Origin of the sequence: Streptomyces sp. NPDC086989 (assembly GCF_044745505.1) — a bacterium.
GTDB lineage: Bacteria > Actinomycetota > Actinomycetes > Streptomycetales > Streptomycetaceae > Streptomyces.
Genome location: NZ_JBIVAL010000002.1, coordinates 260,014 through 278,654 on the forward strand (window position 1 = coordinate 260,014; position 18,641 = coordinate 278,654).

Here is an 18,641-nt window from a genome sequence, read left to right on the forward strand (position 1 = left end):
GTGTGGGGAAAGCGCGGGGGAAAGAGGGGGAAATGCGGCTGTGAGGGAAATGCGTCAGGCTACGGTGACGCCCTTGGAAGCGATCACCGCGGCAGCCTCCGCGACGGTCTGCTCCGGAACGAGCTCACCCATCTCGATCTCGACGCCGAAGGTCTTCTGCAGCCGCAGGGCCAGTTCCTCCAGCAGCAGCGAGTCGATCTCCATCGCCTCGAACGTGGTGTCCGGGGTGACATCCGCTGTCGGCACGTCCAGTTCGCCCAGAACCGTGACCATCCGACTGACGATCGAATTATCCATGAGATTCCTCCGTGAATCACTGGGAACGCCGACTTTCGCGGTGCGGGATCGGAGCGGGTGAATTCAGCGGATCGAATTCCTCGCCGTCCCACGTGATTCATCATGGATCCCGGGAACCGGCGGAGGAAGTGTCTCCTGATCATGGTGGTGCGAACACCACCGGCGTGGAGAACGGGATGCGGAAACCCGGTGGCGGCCCGTCGGTCAGGCGGCTTCGGCGCGGCTGCCGGCCAGTTCGTGCGACCGCTCGGCCGACTCCGCCCGGGGCCGCGGAATGTAAAGGGTCAGCAGCGATTCGGGACTCTCCGGCACGCTCATCACCACGCGGTCGAAGACCCGCACCCCGGCCTGCGGAAGTGCGATCGTGCGTCTGCTCTGGTTCGGGCCGACCACCTCGTGACAGTCCCACAGGGCGGCGAAGCGCGGGCTGCGTTCGGCGAGCCGCTCGGCGATCCGGCCGAATTCGCGGTCCTCCGGGAAACGCGCCGACTGCGCCCGGAACTGGGCGACCAGCCCCCGCCCCACCTCGTCCGCCTCCGGATACTTCTCGCGCGTGGACGGCTCGGTGAAGAACTTCAGCACGCAGTTGTCGCCGCGCTCCTCGATGCGGAACAGGGAGCGGGCCGAACGGCTGGCCAGTTCGATCCGCCCGTACCGGTCCGTGATGTACGCCGGATTGCGCGACCACCCCTCGACGAGCGCGTGCATCCGCGCGTACTCGCTGTCCCAGCGGTGGCCCTGCATGCGCTGCGGCGGATTGTGGCCGGCCAGCCGGTAGAAGTAGTCGCGCTCCACGTCCCCGAGCCGCAGGGCGTTGCTGACCGCGTTCACGATCCCCTCGGAGACGTTGATGTCCCGCCCCTGTTCGAGCCAGGTGTACCAGGACACCCCGACCCCGGCGAGGGCCGCGACCTCCTCGCGCCGCAGCCCCGGGGTGCGCCGGCGCTCCACGTTCACCAGTCCGACTTCCTCCGGGGTGATCCGCTCCCTGCGCGCCCGCAGGAAATGCCGCAGCCGCGCCCGCCGTAGAAGTCCGGACTCCGGGGGGGATGCAGTCGTCTGCATTCCTCGACCTCTTTCCAACTGAAGAAATTTTTCCGAAGCAAGCCCGACCGGCAGGCCCACCGGTGGTGGTGGCACCACCCCGTTCGACAGACACTCCCTCCCGCCGGAATCCGGCGCCACACTGGCGGCATGTTCCACACAGCGGCGAACATCCCGGCAGGCACGACGGCGGGTACGGCGAAGAGCGGCCCGGCGAGGAACGAGGCGGCCCGGCTGCGCCTGTTCTGTTTCCATCACGCGGGCGGCAGCGCCTGGTCCTTCTCGGGCTGGGGGCAGTGGCTCGGCCGCGGCGTGGAGGTGGTGCCCGTGTCCATGCCCCCCAGGTCGGTGCCCACGGCCGGCGTCCCCGGTGCCGTCAGCACGATGGACGCCCTGGTGCGTGAGGTGACAAGGCAGCTGACCCCCTTCCTCGACGAGCCCTACGCGTTCTACGGACACAGCATGGGAGCGCTGGTCTCCTACGGCGTGGCGCAACGGCACATCGCCGCGGGACGGCGCCCGCCCGCCTGTTTCGTGGCCGGGGCCCACCGCGCGCCGCATGTCCAGGCTGCGCCCGACCTGACCGTAGGGCTATCGGATAGAGCGTCCCTCGAGCTGTTGTTGGGCCTGGGTGGAGCCGGACGCCTGCTGCGGGAGAACCCCGCGCGCATGAAGGCCGTCGTCGAACGGCTCCGCGAGGACCTGCGGGTCTGCGGCACCTACCGGCATCCGGAGGCGGGCCAGCTCCCCCTGCCCTGCCCGGTCCACGTGCTGCTGGGCAGCCACGACCCGCTGGTCCCCGCGGCGGACGCCGAGGCGTGGCGCTCGCACACGAGCGCGCACTTCTCGTTCCGCTCCCTCCCCGGCGGCCACTTCTTCAACCGCGAGCACAAGGACCTGTTCTTCGCCGAGTTGGGAAGCATCCTCGGGGCGGTGGAGAAGTGAACGGGCGTACGTGCACCTGCCGCGGCGGCCGGGTATACGACCTCCGAACGGGCCGGCGTGTGATTCCCGCCGCTGACACCGGGTGCCGGTGTGACCTACGTTCGGGCGGTATGGACGCCATGCCCTTAGGGACCGACCGGACCGACCGTACGAAGAAGAAGCGCACGGAGCTGGCGCACTTCCTGCGCAGCCGCCGCGCAGCGCTCTCCCCGGAGGACGTCGGACTGGTGACCTCCGCCCGGCGCGCCCGGGTCGGGCTCCGCCGCGAGGAGGTCGCGGTCCTCGCCGGAGTGAGCGCGTCCTGGTACGCGTGGCTGGAACAGGGCCGCCCCATCAAGGTCTCGGACGGGATACTCGACGCGATCAGCCGCGCCCTGCGCCTCGGCGAACCCGAACGGGTGCACCTGTACCGGCTCGCGGACGCCAACCCCCCGCTGCCGCTCTCCGATCCGGACCTGCCGGACTCGGGCCTGTTCCAGCGGATGGTCGACACCCAGCTGCTGGGCCCCGCCTGCGTCATCGACCGCTACTGGGAGGTCCTCGCGGTCAACGAACCGGCGGCCGAAGTGCTGAGCCTGGGCCGGGAGGGCAACGGCAACTTCCTCACCAGCCTGTTCACCGGTTCCCACGGTGAGCGGTACCTGAACCGGGCCGAGGTGGCCCGCCGGATGACGGCCAGGTTCCGCCTCCAGTCCTCGTACGGCGCCGACGACGCCCGGTACGAGGAGATGGCGGACCGGCTGGCCGCCGGTGACACCCGGTTCGCCGAGCTGTGGGAGCGCCACGAGGTCGAGGAGTTCGGGCCGATCACCGTCGAGCTGGACCACCCGGAGGAGGGGCCCGTCCCGTTCGTGCTGTTCACCATGGACCTGGACGAAGCCGCCCGCACCCGGCTCCTGGTGTACCTGCCGCCGGGCGTCTCCGGGCCCGAGGCCGCCTGGCCGTAGACCGCGGGCCCCTCGCCCCCCGAGGGTGGTGGTCCCACCACCACCAGCGGCACGCATGGTGTCGGCACGGTCTGGAAGGGCTCCGCCGGCCGCCGGACAATCGTCGGGTGGCCCGCCCCCGAGCGGAGAGCGGCCCGTTCCACCGTGTCCCGGTAGCGGCGTCCCGCACCGGCAACTATGGAGGCCCCCCTTGACTCATGCGTTGCCCCCTGGCCGAGCTGCGGTCCTCGCCGGACTCGGGACGTTCGTCCCGCCCCGCGTCGTCACCAACGAGGACCTGTCCCTGACGATGGACACCTCGGACGAGTGGATCCGCACCCGGACGGGCATCACCCAGCGGCACTGGGCCGACCCGGGGACCGCCACCGGCGACCTCGCCGTGGCGGCCGGCGAGCGGGCGCTGAAGTCGGCCGGGTCCGAAGCCGTCGACCTGGTGGTCCTCGCCACGACCACTCCGGACCACCCCTGCCCGGCGACGGCCCCCGAGGTCGCCTCCCGGCTGGGCCTGCAGAACGCGGCCGCCTACGACATCGCCGCCGTGTGCAGCGGATTCGTCTACGGGCTCGCATCCGCCGCGGGCGCCATAGCCGCCGGCATCGCCGACCGCGTACTGGTCATCGGCGCGGAGACGTACTCCACGATCCTCAACCCGGACGACCGCACCACCTCGGTCATCTTCGGCGACGGCGCCGGAGCCGTGGTGCTGCGGGCCGGCGACGCCACCGAGCCCGGCGCGCTGCTGGGGCACGACCTGGGCAGCGACGGCTCGTTGAAGGACCTCATCATCGTCCCGGGCGGCGGCTCACGGCAGCGTTCCGCCGCGGCCGCGCCCGGCGCGCCCGAACCGGACCCCGCCGACGCGTACTTCAGCATGCAGGGCAAGCCGGTGTTCCGGCACGCCGTGACCCGGATGGCGGCCTCGTCCCAGGCCATGCTCGACCGGGCCGGCTGGGAGGCGGACTCGGTGGACTGGTTCGTGGGCCACCAGGCGAACGTACGGATCCTGCACGCCGTGGCCGATCAGCTCGGCATGCCCAGGGACCGCACGGTCGTCAACCTCGACCGCGTCGGCAACACCTCCGCCGCCTCCATTCCGCTGGCCCTCTCCGATGCCGTGGCCGCCGGCCGGATCACGCCGGGCGACCGCGTGCTGATGAGCGCTTTCGGCGGCGGCGTGACCTGGGGTTCGACCGCTCTGGTGTGGCCCGACGTCGCCGCGTACTGACACATCCGCATCCACCCCTTCGGACGGCCGCCGGTCAGTGTGACCGGCGGCCGTCGTCCGTGTGACCCGAGGAGATCCCCCATGACCGAAACGACCACCCCCCGGCCTGCCGAGCCGCTGGCCATCGGCGTCCTGGGCGCGGGCAACATAGGCCGCCCGCTCGGCCGGCACTGGCTGGCGGCCGGGCACCGCGTGACCTTCGGCTCCCGGGACCCGGGCCGGCTCGCCTCCTTCGTCGAACCGCTGGGCGACCGGGCGCGGGCCGCCACGTACGCCGAGGCCGTCGGAGCGAGCGACGTCGTCCTGCTGTCCGTACCGCACCCGGCCCTCGACGAACTGCTGGACCGGCTCGCGGCCCCGCTGGCCGGCAAGACCGTCATCGACGCCACCAGCCCGATCGGCGTCTCGGAGGACGGACTCTTCGTCTCCCTCCTCGGACCGGGCGTCACCCGGGGCAGCCGGACCGCCGAACGGCTGCCGGACGCCTGCGTGGCCCGTGCGTTCACCCACTTCCCCGACGAACTGCTGTGGTCGCGCGGCACGCAGCAGCGGCACTTCTGGGGCATGGGCACCGCCTCCGACGACCCCGCCGCCCGGGAGGTCACGGAGCGGCTGGTGCACGACGCCGGATTCGTACCGGTCCACCTCGGCGGCCTGAGGGAATCGGCCCCCCTGGATCCCGGCGGCGTCCTCTTCGGGTACGTCTCCACACCCGCGGGCCTGCGCGCCGCGGCCGCCCTCTGACGGAAGTCGCCACGGCCGCCGGCCTGGACGCCGGTACGACGAAGGGGGCCGCCTGCCCCACCCGGCCGGAGCCGGACGGGGCAGGCGGCCCCCTTCGTCGCGCCCCCGGTCACGGGGCGGGAACGGAGCCGATCTTCTCGCCCGCGCCCCGGGCCGCGAGGGGGAGCTCCTGCGTCGCCGGACGGGGCCGGGCCACGGGAGCCGCGGCCGCCGCCAGCCTCTTCCTCGGGTTCGACCAGCGCCGGGTGATCGGCCGCTCGATCAGGGCGTACAGCGCCCAGGACGCCAGGATCGCCACGCCCATGCACAGCACCATCAGGCCGACGGCCCCCGGTACCGAGTACGAGTGGCCGCCGAGCAGCTTCCACACCCCGACCATCACGGTGTAGTGCACCAGGTAGAAGGCGAACGAGATGTCGCCGAGCCAGACCATGACGCGGTTGCGGAAGAGCGTGAACCGGCCCTCGTCGTCCGCGATGGCACCGGCGGCGATCAGCAGGGCCGCCGGGATGACGCAGACCGCCCGCGTCGCATAGATCGGCGGGGTGAAGTAGCCCAGCACGTAGCTCGCGGCGAGCAGGACGCCCGACCAGACCATGCCGATGTCGCGCCAGCGCCCCGCCATCACCGAACGGGCCACGAGGATGCCGAGCGCGAAGTCCAGCACGCGGGGCAGCGGCAGGATGTACGAGAAGAAGTACTGGTTGATCGACGTGTCGGGCTCCGTGGGCATCATCGCCCCGGCCGGCACCAGCAGGGTCGAGAGCAGCGGCGTCGCGACGATCCCGGCGATCACGCCCAGGACCCACAGGTTCAGCCGGTGGGCCGGGATCTTCCTGATCCAGTGGATCAGGACCGGGAAGAGGAGGTAGAAGACCGCCTCGACACCCAGGGACCAACCCGCCGGGTTGACCCCGAAGTTGATCGCGAAGTCCGGGTACCAGACCTGCACCATGAACAGGTTGAGCAGCCCGGTCGTCATATCCGTCAGCGGGGCGGCGAACACCAGCATGGCCAGCGCCCAGACCACCACGTAGTTGGGGGCGATCTTGAGGAAGCGGCGCCGCCAGAAACGCGGCGCCGTGTCGGTGTCCCGGGCCGACCAGGTCAGCACGAAGCCGCTGAGCACGAAGAAGAACGTGACGCCGAGGGCGCCGGCGTGGGCGACCGCGTCGTAGTACGTGGTCACGGCCGAGCTGCTGCTCAGCCAGGGCACGCCCAGGAAGGCCAGCAGCGCCGCGTGGTACAGGAACACCACGAAGGCGGCGGGGAAGCGTAACCCGGTCAGCGTGTCGAGTCGGGTCACCCGGGTACGCATTCTGTCCGTCGACACGTTTTCTGCTCCTTCGAAAGAGGGGGAATCCGCGAGCGAATTGCGATGCGAACATGCGGTGCGCGGTGGGGGATGCCGAGAAAGCTACCGGACGTGCGGCCGAATTGCCTGGGCTGTTCGGTCCGGGTGGTGCCGCCACCACCACGGGTGCCAACAGGCGGGTTTCAGCGGGGGTTTCAGCAGGTCAGGGGAGTCGGCTGATCGGTGACTGGTGGTCTCACCACCACGACCCGTACGCACTTCCTCCGCGCGGGCGGGCGCGGGATGATTCACCGACGGACTTTTTCGAGAAGCGTTGTCCTGCGCATTCTCCGCGTCGTCGGGATTCCCGCGAACAGGATTTCCGTCCCTTTCCCCGCCGGACCATCAACCCGGGAGCAACGATGTCCCCCAGTGTCACCCGTCAGAGCGGCAAGCGGTCCGCAGGCACGGATCCGGCCCCCGGGCCGCCCTCCGCGCCGACCCGGGCCGGAGCATCCGAGGCCGGCCCCCCGGCGGCTGCCCCCGCGGCCGCCTCCGCCGCGGCCACCCCCGCCACCGCCGGCGGACCCGAGGCCGCCGCGCCCGGCTCGGTCCTGCGCGCCTGGCTGGCCGTCGTTGGACTGGCCCTCGGCGTCTTCTCCTTCGTCACCACCGAGACCCTGCCGATCGGCCTGCTCCCCTCCATCGCGGACGGCACCTCGGTCTCCCTGGGCACGGCCGGCTTCCTCGTCACCGGCTTCGCGGCGCTGGCCGCGGTGACCGCCGCGCCCCTGACCGCGCTCACCGGGCGCGTGGACCGCAAGTGGCTGCTCGTCGCCCTGATGGTCCTCTACATCGCCGGCAACCTCATGGCCGCCGTCGTCGACGGCTACGCACTGCTGCTGGTCGCGCGCCTCATCGTCGCCCTGGCCCACGGGGTGTTCTGGTCCATCGCCGTGTCGATCGCCGTACGGCTCGTCCCCGAGCGGCACGCCGTCCGCGCGACCTCGGTGGTCCTCGGCGGCATCTCCCTCGCCTCCGTGGCGGGCACCCCGCTGGGCACCGCCGTCGGCCAGTCAGCGGGCTGGCACGCGGCCTTCGTCTGCGTCGGCTTCCTCGGCTTCCTCGTCCTGGGCGCGAGCCTGCTGTTCATGCCCGCCCTGCCCGCCCGCGGCAGCGGCAGCCTGTCCGCGCTGCTGCACGTCCTGCGCCACCGCGCGCTGCGCGTCGCGGTCGGCGTCACCGCACTGATCATGAGCGGGCACTTCCTCGCCTTCACGTACGTGGCCCCCTTCCTCCAGGAGGTGACCGTCGTCCGCCCGTCCCTCATCGGTGCGCTGCTGCTGGTCTTCGGCGCGGCCGGGCTGGCGGGGAACTTCGCGGCCGGCGCCGTCGTCGGCCGGGCCCTGCGGACGAGCATCATCGGCTGCACCGGACTGCTGGCCGTCGTCATGCTGATCATGTACGCGGGCGGGACCGGCGGCCCGCTGGTCATCACCATGCTGGTGTGCTGGGGCGTGCTCTACGCGGCGCTGCCCGTCGCCCTGCAGACCTGGGTCATGCGGCTCGTCCCCGAGGAGAGCGAGGCCGCCTCCTCGCTGTACGTGGCCGCCTTCAACGGCGCCATCGGCGTCGGCTCGTTCATCGGCGGTCTGATCATCGACGCCTCCGGGCCCCGTCTCGCGATGGCCGTGGCCGGTGCCTTCGCGCTCGCCGCGATGCTGGTGACCGCGGTCTTCGGCCGCAGCGGGGGAGGGGCGGAGCGGCCCGCCCGTCCTTGACCGAGAGCCACCCGGAGCGTTCCAGAGGCGGCGTGAGGAATTCCAGGTGACCGTCCGGCACACCGTATGTCGCCGGGCCGGGGCCCGTGTCCATACTCGACGAATCCCTCCGCCCGGCAAGAGAGGTGCAACATGCGGCAAACGACCGGGGGTGTCCAGACCTTCCATCTCTGGTCGCTGTCCGAGGACGTGATGATCGACCAGGGGCCGGGCGGGGATGTCCTGCTCCTCACCAGCCGCTGGGGCCAGGACCGGCTCGACCGGCCCAGCCCGGCGGTGCGCGAGGTGCTGCGGAGGATGGAACTCGGGCCGGTACTGCTGGCCAACGCCCTGAGCGGACCCGAGGACCAGTGCCCGTTCACGCTGCCGGCGCTCAGCAAGCTGTCACACCTCGTGGTGCGCACCCTCGGCGTGGACGACCTGAAGGGGCCGCTGCTGTCCGTGGTTCCGCTGTCGTCGGCGGCGTCGTTCGTCCTGATCCGCCCGGCCGGAGAGAGGCGGGTGTGCCTGCCGCGGCACGTGGCCTTCACCGTGCCGGAGTCCGGCATCGGATGCGTACTGGAGTCCGACCAGTCGCCCCACCGCGTCGTCCTGCACCGGCAGGAGGCGGCATGGGTCGCGATGACGCTCGCGTGGCCGACAACGCTCACAGCGGTTTCGGCCGCATTGCCGCTGCCGCCCCAGATGACCGAGGACATCATCGGATATCTGGCGGCCGCCGGACTGGTCACTCCGGCCGACGAGCCGGCGTAGCGGATCCGTCCCGCAAGCCCGCCGCAGACCTCGCACGGCCGCGCGCCGGAAGCCGGTGCCGGCGGCAGCGGCAGTCTGACCAGGGCGGACGTGTCCGGCGGCGGCCGCAGGCACCAGCTCCGCCTCCGCCCGGGCGACCGGGCGAGCGGAGCGGCCGGCACGGGGCGGTCGGCGGACGACCTGGCTCCGGTCGTCGGGGACGCACCGGCTCGAGGGCGGCTGGTCCACCGGCCGAGTTCCCTTCCAGGCAGTTTCTAGCCACTGCCCCGATAGTGCCGCCCATGCAGCGGGAAAGTCCCGTAACTGACTCGACGGAGTGGACACCATGCTGGACGCGGATACCTTCCGTAAGGTTTTCGGTTCGTTTCCGACCCCTGTCGCGATCGTCACCGTACTCGGAGAAGACGGCGAACCGACCGGATTCACCTGCAATGCCTTCTCCGCCGTATCGGCGGAGCCGCCCCACCTCCTGCTTTGCGTGGGCAAGGGGTCCCGGACCCTGCCCGCGATACTTTCCGCCGGGGCGTTCGGGATGAACTTCGTGGCCGACCAGGGCCAGGACACGGCCCGGCTGTTCGCCGGGAAGGCGGCGCGCAAGTTCGACGGCGTGGCCTGGCGCGGCGGACTGGCGGGCGTCCCGGTGCTCACCGAGGCGGCGGTGGCCTACGCCGGCTGCACGCTCGTACGGACCGTGGACGCGGACGACCACCTGCTGCTGATCGGGCGCGTGGAGGAGAGCGAGCTCTTCCCGGGCACGGCCGCCCTCTACCGCAAGGGCGAGTTCGGTACCTGGGAGCCGGGCCGCAGACTGGCCGTCCAGCACTGACCCCGCACCGAGCCCGTACCGAGCCCGTACCGAGCCCGATTGCGACGCGGGCGCCGGGCGATGGCGGGCCGATGGCGGGGCGGGGCCGACGGGTCCGGGGCCAGGCCGGTGAGGGCCGGTGGCGGGCCGGGGTCGGGCGGTGGGGCCTGTGGGCCGGCCCCGTACAACGGACGAAGCTCCTGGCAGACGCGGTGTCTGCCGGGAGCTTCGTCGTTTCGCAGGGCCCGCGCCGCCCGCAGGGCCGGGGTGGCCGTACGGCGCGGCCCGCCGGTGTGGGGGGCGCCGGCTAGGCGGAGAGGGCATGCAGGGTGGGGGAGGGGACCTGCAGTCCGCTGTCGTTGGCCAGGATGGCCTGGTGCAGCCGCTGCAGCCGCGGCGACGGTTCGACCCCCAGCTCCTTGATGAGCGCGTGGCGCAGCGCCTGGAAGGCGTCGAGTGCGCGCCAGGGGTGCCCGGCCCGGTACAGGGCGGTCATCAGCTGCGCGGACAGGGTCTCGTGCAGGGGCTGTTGGCTCACGAGCATGCGCAGCTCGCCGATGATCTCGGCGTGCCGGCCGAGGCTGAGGTCGGCCTCCAGACGCATCTCGAGCGCCCAGTCGCGTTCCTCCTGCATGCCGATGACCTCGGTGCTGAGGACCTCTCCGACGGGGACGTCGGTGAGGGCGGGCCCGCGCCACAGGTCCAGGGCGCGGCCGAGCTGATCGGACGCCGTCCGGGGGTCGTTCTCGGCCAGGGTCCGGCCGCCGACGCGCACCAGCTGCTGGAACTTCAGCAGGTCGAGGGAGAACTCCTCGGGGGCGAGCCGGTAGCCGCCGTAACAGGTCGCCAGAACATCCTTGGCGCTCCGCCCGGTTTGCTGCTGCACTCCGGCCTGGGTCAGTTTCCGGCGCAGTTGCAGAATGTAGGTCTGAAGGGTCGTGGCTGCGCTGCGGGGAATGGCGTTGCCCCACAACTCGGCCATCAGCGTTTCCACTTGTACGACGCGACCCGCGCGAATGGCGAGCAGCGAGAGGATCTGCCGGGGTTTTCCGGCGGTCGGCACGATGGACATGCCGTTCATGCGGGCATCGAGTGGTCCGAGAACTCCGAATTCCATGAATCCAGCTTCGCAGTACCGTCACGCGAGTCACCAGTGACGGCGGCACGAGCGGACATGAAGATCTCATACACGCAGGCCCGCCCGCCTGCTCGGAGGCAGACGGGCGGGCCGGTGGTGCAGCGCCGGTGACGGGGCGCCGGTGACGGGGCGCCGATGAGGAGGCGCGGGTGACGGCTCAGCCGTTCACGAAGGTGAGGCCGGTCGCGTCGTAACGGGTGCCGGCGATCTGCTCCGGCGGAGCGGCGGCCTCGATCGCGGCGAGGTCCCCGGGGGACAGCTCGACGGCCAAGGCCGCGAGGTTCTCCTCGAGATAGCTCTGGCGCCGGGTGCCGGGGATCGGCACCACGTGGTCACCCCGGTGCTGCACCCAGGCCAGTGCGAGCTGACCGGCCTTGACCCCCTTCGCCGCCGCCAGTTCGTCCAGCTTCGCGACGATCGCCAGGTTCCGCTCGCGGTTGCCGTCGGCGAAACGCGGGTGACCCCGCCGTACGTCGGTCTCCGCCAGCCCCTCGACCGAGCGGTACTGGCCGGTCAGGAAGCCGCGCCCGAGCGGCGCGTACGGGACGACGCCGACCCCGAGCTCGCGGCACACCGGGATGACCTCCGCCTCCACGTCGCGCGACCACAGCGACCACTCGCTCTGCAGCGCGGCGATCGGGTGCACGGCGTGCGCCCGCCGGATGGTCTGCGCGCCGGCCTCCGACAGGCCGAGGTGGCGCACCTTGCCGGCCTGCACCAGCTCGGCCATCGCACCGACGGTCTCCTCGATCGGCACCTTCGGATCGACGCGGTGCTGGTAGTAGAGGTCGATGTGGTCGACCCCGAGGCGGCGCAGCGACGCCTCGCACGCCTCCCGTACGTATGCGGCGTCACCGCGGACCAGGGTGGGGTCGCCGAGACGGTTGGCGAAGCCGAACTTCGTGGCGATCACGACTTCGTCGCGGCGCCCGGCGACGGCCCGCCCGATCAGCTCCTCGTTGTGGCCGCTGCCGTAGAAGTCGGAGGTGTCCAGGAAGGTCACCCCGAGGTCGAGGGCGCGGTGCAGGGTCGCGATCGACTCCGTGTCGTCCGTGGCTCCGTACCCGTGGCTCATGCCCATGCATCCCAGGCCCTGCGCGGAGACCGCGAGTTCGCCTAAGTACCGGGTGGGGACGTTGGTCATGCTGCTGCCTCCTGGGCTGGGGACCGTCTGCCCACGACGCTAGGTGCTGGAGTGCACTCCAAGGCAAACGGAAGTATTTCGTCTGGATCGGGTCGTGACCGGTCAGGGGGTGAACGACCGGGACGCGAAGAGCGTCGCGGCCGGATCGAACGTCAGCGCGATGTGCGTCGCGATGGAGTTGACGTCGCGCCAGGCGCGCTGCAGCGGGCTCTCCGTGGTGTGCCCGGAGGTCCCGGCGGTGGCGAACATCCGGTTGACGGCGTTCACGAGGTGCTCGGTGGCCAGCGCGTAGTCGCGTACGTTGCGGGCCGTCTCCTCCTCCGTGATCCCCGCACCCTGGTCCGCGACGGCCGCGGCCCGCTCCAGCAGCAGCATCGCGGCGTCGATCTCACCGGCGCTGCGGGTCAGGACCGCCTCGTAGGTGCTCCGGGCAGGGCCGGGAACCCCCGGCCGGCCGGCGCCCCGCGCCAGCCGCTGCGCGGTGTCGGCGGTCCACAGTCCGAGCGCGCCGCGCGCGGCACCGAGGGCGGCGGGCGCGCACGACAGCCCGTTGACGGCCTGGACCGGCACGGTGTGGCAGGCCGCCGACGAATCCGCCGGCCGGCCCTCGAAGAGGGACTGCCGGCTGATGCTGCGCGCCTCGGGCACGAACACGTCGTCGACGATGACCGTATTGCTCCCGGTCCCGCGCATCCCGGACCCGGTCCAGGTGTCCTTGATCGCGTACTCGGCGCGCGGCAGCGCGAACAGCCGCGCACCCCCGTCGCCGGGCAGCATCGCGCACACCACGGCCCAGTCGGAGTAGTCGACGCCGCTGATGTACGCCCAGGAACCGGACACGCGCCAGCCGCCCGGCGCCGGGGTGGCCTTGCCGAGCGGGGAGAGCGAGCCCACGACGAACGCGTCGGGCCCCTCGGCCCACACCTGCGCGCGCCCGTCCGCCGGCAGACAGGCGGCCACCCGGGCCAGGCTCGACGCGACAGAAGCACACCACGCGGTGGCCGCGCAGCCCTCGGCGACGGCGGCGACCGCCGCGCCGAACTCCGCGAACGTACCCTCCACACCGCCCTGCGCGGCCGGCACGAAGTGCCGCGCGAACCCCGCCTCCAGCATCCGCGCCACCACATCGGGAGTCAGCCGCCGCTGCTCCTCCGCATCACGCGCCCGCCGCCGCCCCAGCTGGGCCAACGCCGCCGCCCGCTCCACGAGCCCGGTCCCCGTAACCATCCCGCCTCCTCGTCAACGCCGATAAGCGGACCGGACCATGACACACCCCGGTAGACCCCCACTCGTCCCCCCCTCGAGCGGCCGGCGCCCCGATGCGCCCGGAGAGCCAGCGCGAGGCCGCGCAAGCGATGCTCCGATCTCACCGACGGACGAACCCCTCCTCTGCGCCTCGACGGAAACCCGGTGCCCGAGGCCCCCGAACAGCCGATCGCGTACCGCCCAGGTGCCCAGGGCGGTCAGACGGATCAGCTCCACGAGGCCGACCAACCTCTCCGAAGCCGCCGCGCTGGTCGTCACCGAGCTCACCGCCAATGCCGTCACCCACGGCCGGGTAACGGGCCGGGACTGCTCACCAGCGCTCACGCTCGGCGGGGACGCGCTCCCGACAGAGTCTCCGACACCAGGGGCGAGCGCCGGCCGCCGGACGCCGGCGTGATCGCGGCGCCCCCGCCGCTCACCGAGGTCGGACGCGGTCTGCTGCTGCTCCTCCTCCTGGCGGGTCGTGGCCCGATGGGAGGTCCGCAGCAGGGTCCCGGTCGGCAAGACCGTCGCCGCCCGAGTGGGTCTGCCACACTCAACGACCCTTCACGCGTGCGTTGTTAGGGTGATCCTTCCGATTCGTACACCTGGGGGAGGGCTTCGGTGACCTTCGACGAGGAATGGGCAGCCGCAAACACAGCACCGCCACGGCGGGCGGTCCGTCGTTCGACCTGGTCGTCACCCAGGACGACTTGGGGGCGGTCGGGCACGAGGCGTTCGTCATCCACGGCGACCTGCGCAAGAAGTCGGACATTGCCGGCGCAGGGGCGACCAGCCGGGCCGCGGCCGAGTGCTCCGCCAAGAACCTGGCCATGGGGTCGGAGCTGTGGGCGACCCTCTCCACCTGGGACGCGCAGGTCAAAACGGTGCTGCAGATGTACGCGCACATCTCCAACCACCTCGACTACTCCAAGCAGCCCACACGAACGACGACGACGATCCCGGACGGGCCGGGGAGCGAAGTGACCCGGGGCGCCACGCTCGAGACGGCGGCGGGGAGATAGACCGATGAGCGGTTCAGCGGCTCCCCCTGCGCCCGGGAAGCGGAAGTGGCCCAGGGGGCGGCGCCTCGCCGCCGCCTGGGTGTTCTCGGGCTTGTGCGCTCTCGCCGTCCTGGGCGCGGTCCTGATGCTCGCGTGGGGAATGCGTTACCCCTCCGAAGACGCGAAGAAGTGCTGCTGGGAGCAGAACGCCACGCCCGAGTGGATGGCGAAGACGATGGGCTTCCAGCTACCGGAGACGGCCACTGACCGGCGAGCCGGGCTCCACACCAACGCTCAGTACGATGTCGCGCTGCTCGCCTTCACCGTGACGACTAGGGAGGCGGACCGATTCCTCAAGCCGCTGCAGCCGGAGGGCACGCAATTGGTCCGCAACACCCATCCCAAGGCGCCGGGGTACACCCGCAGTGACGGCTTCAGCCACCTGGGCCTGCCCGAGCCAGAGACATTCGTCGATGGCATGCGCATCGGCGGCCTCTGCCGTGGTGACACCAAGACGCCCGAGGGGCAGGCAGTCCAGTTCTGCACGGACATCTACGCACACGAGTTCCAGCCCGGTACCACCCGCATCTACCTCTGGGCCGGCAGCGACGCCCCCATCGACAAGCCACCGGCATGACCTTGTCATCGCACGCCCCGGCCGGACCAGCCGCGCTGACGGTTCCTTATACGTCTACAGGCTGGCCGCAGCAGACGGCAGCGCGTGGTGAGGGGCGAACGGGGAGGAAGGCGGGCCTGGAGGACACGGGCGGCGGACGGCCACGGGACGCGAGCGGCCCGTGGGCTACCAGCGGTACCCGGTACCGGAGGGTCTGGCGCAGCAGGACGCTGCCCCAAGCGATCGCAGCTCTATCGCGACCACGGGGTAACAACGACAAAGACCTGGACTCAGTGGGACTGGGTCCAGGTCTTCATGCTTGGCACTTCAGCTGGTCAGCGACACTTACACACTGTCTAGCTGGAGTGCCCCCGGCAGGATTCGAACCTGCGCACACGGCTCCGGAGGCCGTTGCTCTATCCCCTGAGCTACGGGGGCGTGTCGTTCGCGTTGCGGCGACGGGTTGAACACTACCAGCTTCCGGGTGGTGATCAGGAACGGATTGCGGGGCCGGGGGAACCGGGTCGCTCGGAGGGGGTGGAAGTGGCAAAAACCCGGACGCGGGGGCTTAGGCGGACCTACTCTCGAGTTGTGCCAGGCGCCTCGGGCCGGGTGCTTGTTGTCGACGACAACAAGGTCATCCGGCAGCTGATCAAGGTCAATCTCGAGCTGGAGGGCTTCGAGGTAGTGACCGCGAACGATGGTGCCGAATGCCTGGACGTCGTGCACCGCGTGCGGCCCGACGTGATCACCCTTGATGTGGTCATGCCCCGCCTGGACGGGTTCGGGACCGTCGCGCAGCTGCGCGCCGATCCGCGGACGCGGCACGTGCCCGTCGCCATCGTCAGCGCCTGCACGCAGCACGAGGTGGAGGCCGGGATCGAGGCCGGGGTCGAGGCGTTCCTCGCCAAGCCCTTCGAGCCCGCCGAGCTCGTGCAGGTCGTACGCCGGCTCGTCGAGCGCAAGGACCGGCGCGAGTGGAAGGGCGGCACCCCCGCCGGGCGCGGGCGGGGGTAGCGGCGGCGCCCCGGCCGGCCGCGGGCGGGGGTAGCGGCGGCGCCCCGGCCGGGCCACGAGTGGAAGGGCGGCACCCCCGCCGGGCGCGGAAGGGGGTAGCGGCGGTTCCCCCGCCGGCCGCGGGCGGGGGTGGCGGCGGCCGCTGTTCATATGGCGAAACCGTTCGCGGGATGGGTGGGCTTCTCCCCTAGGCTGGTCCCGTGACCCCCGCCGACCTCTCCCGTACCGTCGTGCGCGCCGTGCGCTGCGCCGTCGAGGACGGGGAGCTGCCCGCCGGGGCGGGCGTGCCCGCGCGGGTCGTCGTTGAGCGGACCCGGCCCGGGGGAGTGGGCGACTACGCCACTCCGGCGGCCTTCCACGTCGCCAAGAGCGTCGGACTCCCGCCCCGCGACGTCGCCGCGGTACTGGCCCGCCGGCTGGGCTCCGTCCCCGGGGTCGAGCGGGTCGAGGTGACCGGTCCCGGGTTCCTCAACTTCGTGATGGACCCCGTTTCCGTCGAGAGCGTCGTACGCGAGGTGCGGGAACGGGGGACGGCGTACGGGTCCGGCGACGGTGACCTGGGGCCGCGTGCGCTCGTCGTCGCCGAGGCCGTGCTGCGCATCCGGGCCGGTCAGGGCATGAGCATCGGCGAACCCGTCCCGGACACCGCCCCCGTCGCCAGGCGCGACGGCGACGTCGTCCGTCTGTACGGGAACGACGCCGCCCGCTGGGCCATGCTCTGCGTGGCACCGCACGAGAGCCCCGCGTTCTCCGGCCGCCTGCTCGTGCAGGACGAGTCCAACGAGTTCTTCCGGGTGCGCTACGCCCACGCCAGGAGCCGCGCGCTCGTACGCAACGCCGCCCGGCTGGGGTTCGGGAGCGAGCCCGGCGAGGTCCCGGACGGCGGCCCGCTCGCGCAGGTCCTCGCCGACTACCCCCTCGTCCTGGAGTCCGCCGCGCACCACCGGGCGCCGGAGCAGGTCGTCCGCTACCTCGTCCGCGCCGCCGACGAGCTGCTCGCCTTCCACTACCGCGTCCTGCCCAAGGGCGACGAGAAACCCTCGGCCGCCCACCGCGCCCGGCTGGCACTTGCCGAAGCCGCCGGGACGGTGCTGGCCGGCGGCCTGGACCTGCTCGGCATAGCCGCACCCGACTGCCTGTGATCTGCGAAGAGAGATACCGATGAGCCGTTCCGCGCACCCCGCCGGGCCCCGTCACGCCGATGTCCTGCCCGAGGGGCACTACTCCCCGCCGCCCGCCGACCTCAACGAGCTCGACGAGAAGGTCTGGTCCCGGACCGTACGCCGGAACGCCGACGGGGTGGCCACCGTCGGAGGCATCGCCGTCACCGCCCTGGCCGAGGAGTTCGGGACGCCCGCCTACTTCATGGACGAAGAGGACTTCCGGGCGCGCTGCCGGGCCTGGGCGCTCGCTTTCGGGCCCGACGCGGACGTGTTCTACGCCGGGAAGGCCTTCCTCTCCAAGGCCGTCGTGAAGTGGCTCAGGGAAGAGGGCCTCAACCTCGACGTGTGCTCCGGCGGCGAGCTGGCCACCGCCCTCGCCGCCGGGATGCCCGCCGAGCGGATCGCCTTCCACGGGAACAACAAGTCGGAGGGCGAGATCCGCCGCGCCGTCACCGCCGGCGTGGGGCGGATCGTGCTCGACTCCTTCCAGGAGATCGCCCGCGTCGCGCACATCGCCCGCGAGCTGGGTGTACGCCAGCCCGTGCAGATCCGGGTGACCGTGGGCGTCGAGGCGCACACCCACGAGTTCATCGCCACCGCGCACGAGGACCAGAAGTTCGGCATCGCCGTCGCCGACGGCTCGGCCGCCGAGGCCGTACGCCGCGCCCTCGGGCACGACAGCCTCGAGCTGCTCGGCGTCCACTCCCACATCGGCTCGCAGATCTTCGACATGGCCGGCTTCGAGGTGTCCGCCAGGCGGGTGGTGCAGCTGCTGGCCGCCGTACGCGACGAGCACGGCGTCGAGCTGCCCGAGATCGACCTCGGCGGCGGCCTCGGCATCGCGTACACCTCCTCCGACGACCCGCGCGAGCCCCACGAGATCGCCAAGGCCCTGCACGAGATCGTCGCCCGGGAGTGCGAGTCCGCCGGACTGCGCGCGCCCCGGATCTCCGTCGAGCCGGGCCGGGCCATCGTCGGGCCCACCGCCTTCACGCTCTACGAGGTCGGGACGATCAAGCCCCTCGAAGGGCTGCGCACGTACGTCTCCGTCGACGGCGGCATGTCCGACAACATCCGCACCGCCCTCTACGACGCCGAGTACGCGGTCACCCTCGTCTCCCGCGTCTCCGACGCCGAGCCCATGCTCGTCCGCGTCGTCGGCAAGCACTGCGAGAGCGGCGACATCGTGGTGAAGGACGCCTTCCTGCCGGCCGACCTGGCCCCCGGGGACCTCCTGGCCGTACCCGCGACCGGGGCGTACTGCCGCTCCATGGCCAGCAACTACAACCACGCGCTGCGCCCGCCCGTCGTGGCCGTGCGCGACGGTCAGGCCCGTGTGATCGTGCGGCGCGAAACGGAAGAAGATCTCCTGCGCCTCGACCTGGGATGATCCACATATTTCTGCGGAAAGCCCCCGGACCCCCAAAATGGATGTCGCCGGGTGACCGGGTGCCCACGCGTGTCTCACTCAATGGACCG

18 protein-coding genes and 1 tRNA gene are annotated in these 18,641 nt (G+C 71.8%); 12 read left to right on the top strand and 7 right to left on the bottom strand.

All coding sequences use genetic code 11. From position 1 onward, the window contains the following. Positions 1-54: 54 nt before the first annotated feature. Complete coding sequence (locus ACIPK4_RS04935; protein ID WP_385188109.1) at positions 55-297, bottom strand: acyl carrier protein; 243 nt, start codon at positions 295-297, stop codon at positions 55-57. 204 nt (positions 298-501) lie between these two features. Then, positions 502-1,362 carry a helix-turn-helix transcriptional regulator gene (locus ACIPK4_RS04940; protein WP_054222254.1) on the bottom strand — a complete coding sequence of 287 codons (861 nt, stop codon included), beginning with the start codon at positions 1,360-1,362 and terminating at the stop codon, positions 502-504. Between the two features lie 129 nt (positions 1,363-1,491). Here ACIPK4_RS04940 and ACIPK4_RS04945 point away from each other — a divergent pair, with 129 nt between their 5' ends. From ACIPK4_RS04945 to ACIPK4_RS04960, 4 genes are all read left to right on the top strand, one after another. Beyond that, positions 1,492-2,286 carry a thioesterase II family protein gene (locus tag ACIPK4_RS04945; RefSeq protein WP_402309337.1) on the top strand — a complete coding sequence of 265 codons (795 nt, stop codon included), beginning with the start codon at positions 1,492-1,494 and terminating at the stop codon, positions 2,284-2,286. Positions 2,287-2,396: 110 nt separating this feature from the next. Then, complete coding sequence (locus ACIPK4_RS04950) at positions 2,397-3,233, top strand: helix-turn-helix transcriptional regulator (RefSeq protein ID WP_402309338.1); 837 nt, start codon at positions 2,397-2,399, stop codon at positions 3,231-3,233. Between the two features lie 202 nt (positions 3,234-3,435). Next, positions 3,436-4,458, top strand: a complete 1,023-nt coding sequence (locus ACIPK4_RS04955; protein WP_402309340.1) for a beta-ketoacyl-ACP synthase III — start codon at positions 3,436-3,438, stop codon at positions 4,456-4,458. Between the two features lie 81 nt (positions 4,459-4,539). After that, positions 4,540-5,202, top strand: coding sequence for an NADPH-dependent F420 reductase (locus ACIPK4_RS04960; RefSeq protein WP_402309342.1), 663 nt, complete (start codon positions 4,540-4,542; stop codon positions 5,200-5,202). A 109-nt stretch (positions 5,203-5,311) separates the two neighbouring features. Here the strand turns inward: ACIPK4_RS04960 and ACIPK4_RS04965 are convergent, their stop codons facing one another. Then, complete coding sequence (locus ACIPK4_RS04965; RefSeq protein ID WP_402309344.1) at positions 5,312-6,535, bottom strand: acyltransferase family protein; 1,224 nt, start codon at positions 6,533-6,535, stop codon at positions 5,312-5,314. 383 nt (positions 6,536-6,918) lie between these two features. On the opposite strand from ACIPK4_RS04965, the gene ACIPK4_RS04970 reads away from it, so the two are divergent. The 3 genes from ACIPK4_RS04970 (at position 6,919) to ACIPK4_RS04980 (ending at position 9,856) form a co-directional block, all read left to right on the top strand. Continuing rightward, positions 6,919-8,277, top strand: coding sequence for an MFS transporter (locus tag ACIPK4_RS04970; protein WP_402309346.1), 1,359 nt, complete (start codon positions 6,919-6,921; stop codon positions 8,275-8,277). Positions 8,278-8,409: 132 nt separating this feature from the next. Beyond that, positions 8,410-9,030: an NADH oxidase gene (locus ACIPK4_RS04975; protein WP_402309347.1), complete on the top strand. Its 621-nt coding sequence runs from the start codon at positions 8,410-8,412 to the stop codon at positions 9,028-9,030. Between the two features lie 325 nt (positions 9,031-9,355). Beyond that, positions 9,356-9,856, top strand: coding sequence for a flavin reductase family protein (locus ACIPK4_RS04980; RefSeq protein WP_402309349.1), 501 nt, complete (start codon positions 9,356-9,358; stop codon positions 9,854-9,856). Between the two features lie 286 nt (positions 9,857-10,142). Here the strand turns inward: ACIPK4_RS04980 and ACIPK4_RS04985 are convergent, their stop codons facing one another. The 3 genes from ACIPK4_RS04985 to ACIPK4_RS04995 form a co-directional block, all read right to left on the bottom strand. Then, positions 10,143-10,952, bottom strand: coding sequence for a BTAD domain-containing putative transcriptional regulator (locus ACIPK4_RS04985; RefSeq protein ID WP_402309351.1), 810 nt, complete (start codon positions 10,950-10,952; stop codon positions 10,143-10,145). Between the two features lie 178 nt (positions 10,953-11,130). Further along, positions 11,131-12,117: an aldo/keto reductase gene (locus tag ACIPK4_RS04990; protein ID WP_402309353.1), complete on the bottom strand. Its 987-nt coding sequence runs from the start codon at positions 12,115-12,117 to the stop codon at positions 11,131-11,133. Between the two features lie 102 nt (positions 12,118-12,219). Beyond that, on the bottom strand, positions 12,220-13,344 hold the full coding sequence (locus ACIPK4_RS04995; protein ID WP_402309355.1) for an acyl-CoA dehydrogenase family protein: 1,125 nt from the start codon (positions 13,342-13,344) through the stop codon (positions 12,220-12,222). Positions 13,345-14,003: 659 nt separating this feature from the next. On the opposite strand from ACIPK4_RS04995, the gene ACIPK4_RS05000 reads away from it, so the two are divergent. Continuing rightward, positions 14,004-14,387, top strand: a complete 384-nt coding sequence (locus ACIPK4_RS05000) for a hypothetical protein (protein ID WP_402309357.1) — start codon at positions 14,004-14,006, stop codon at positions 14,385-14,387. 4 nt (positions 14,388-14,391) lie between these two features. After that, positions 14,392-15,003, top strand: a complete 612-nt coding sequence (locus ACIPK4_RS05005) for a hypothetical protein (protein WP_402309359.1) — start codon at positions 14,392-14,394, stop codon at positions 15,001-15,003. Between the two features lie 345 nt (positions 15,004-15,348). Here the strand turns inward: ACIPK4_RS05005 and ACIPK4_RS05010 are convergent. Further along, positions 15,349-15,420, bottom strand: a tRNA-Arg gene (locus ACIPK4_RS05010). A 153-nt stretch (positions 15,421-15,573) separates the two neighbouring features. Between ACIPK4_RS05010 and ACIPK4_RS05015 the strand changes: the two genes are divergently transcribed. The 3 genes from ACIPK4_RS05015 to lysA all read left to right on the top strand — a co-directional run bounded on the left by ACIPK4_RS05015 (position 15,574) and on the right by lysA (position 18,552). Further along, positions 15,574-15,999 carry a response regulator gene (locus ACIPK4_RS05015; RefSeq protein ID WP_402309361.1) on the top strand — a complete coding sequence of 142 codons (426 nt, stop codon included), beginning with the start codon at positions 15,574-15,576 and terminating at the stop codon, positions 15,997-15,999. Positions 16,000-16,199: 200 nt separating this feature from the next. After that, positions 16,200-17,141 (top strand): ArgS-related anticodon-binding protein NrtL, encoded by a 942-nt coding sequence (nrtL, locus tag ACIPK4_RS05020; protein ID WP_402309362.1) that lies wholly within the window; start codon positions 16,200-16,202, stop codon positions 17,139-17,141. Positions 17,142-17,160: 19 nt separating this feature from the next. Beyond that, positions 17,161-18,552 (top strand): diaminopimelate decarboxylase, encoded by a 1,392-nt coding sequence (gene lysA, locus ACIPK4_RS05025; RefSeq protein ID WP_402309364.1) that lies wholly within the window; start codon positions 17,161-17,163, stop codon positions 18,550-18,552. The last annotated feature ends 89 nt before the right edge of the window (positions 18,553-18,641 follow it).

Coding starts and splice junctions, on each gene's coding strand:
- ACIPK4_RS04960 (WP_402309342.1), top strand. CDS start 4,540: ATGACCGAAACGACCACCCCCCGGCCTGCCGAGCCGCTGGCCATCGGC.
- ACIPK4_RS05000 (WP_402309357.1), top strand. CDS start 14,004: ATGGGCAGCCGCAAACACAGCACCGCCACGGCGGGCGGTCCGTCGTTC.
- ACIPK4_RS04990 (WP_402309353.1), bottom strand. CDS start 12,117: ATGACCAACGTCCCCACCCGGTACTTAGGCGAACTCGCGGTCTCCGCG.
- lysA (WP_402309364.1), top strand. CDS start 17,161: ATGAGCCGTTCCGCGCACCCCGCCGGGCCCCGTCACGCCGATGTCCTG.
- ACIPK4_RS04985 (WP_402309351.1), bottom strand. CDS start 10,952: ATGGAATTCGGAGTTCTCGGACCACTCGATGCCCGCATGAACGGCATG.
- ACIPK4_RS05005 (WP_402309359.1), top strand. CDS start 14,392: ATGAGCGGTTCAGCGGCTCCCCCTGCGCCCGGGAAGCGGAAGTGGCCC.
- ACIPK4_RS04945 (WP_402309337.1), top strand. CDS start 1,492: ATGTTCCACACAGCGGCGAACATCCCGGCAGGCACGACGGCGGGTACG.
- ACIPK4_RS04950 (WP_402309338.1), top strand. CDS start 2,397: ATGGACGCCATGCCCTTAGGGACCGACCGGACCGACCGTACGAAGAAG.
- ACIPK4_RS04935 (WP_385188109.1), bottom strand. CDS start 297: ATGGATAATTCGATCGTCAGTCGGATGGTCACGGTTCTGGGCGAACTG.
- ACIPK4_RS04975 (WP_402309347.1), top strand. CDS start 8,410: ATGCGGCAAACGACCGGGGGTGTCCAGACCTTCCATCTCTGGTCGCTG.
- ACIPK4_RS04970 (WP_402309346.1), top strand. CDS start 6,919: ATGTCCCCCAGTGTCACCCGTCAGAGCGGCAAGCGGTCCGCAGGCACG.
- ACIPK4_RS04940 (WP_054222254.1), bottom strand. CDS start 1,362: ATGCAGACGACTGCATCCCCCCCGGAGTCCGGACTTCTACGGCGGGCG.
- ACIPK4_RS04980 (WP_402309349.1), top strand. CDS start 9,356: ATGCTGGACGCGGATACCTTCCGTAAGGTTTTCGGTTCGTTTCCGACC.
- ACIPK4_RS04995 (WP_402309355.1), bottom strand. CDS start 13,344: ATGGTTACGGGGACCGGGCTCGTGGAGCGGGCGGCGGCGTTGGCCCAG.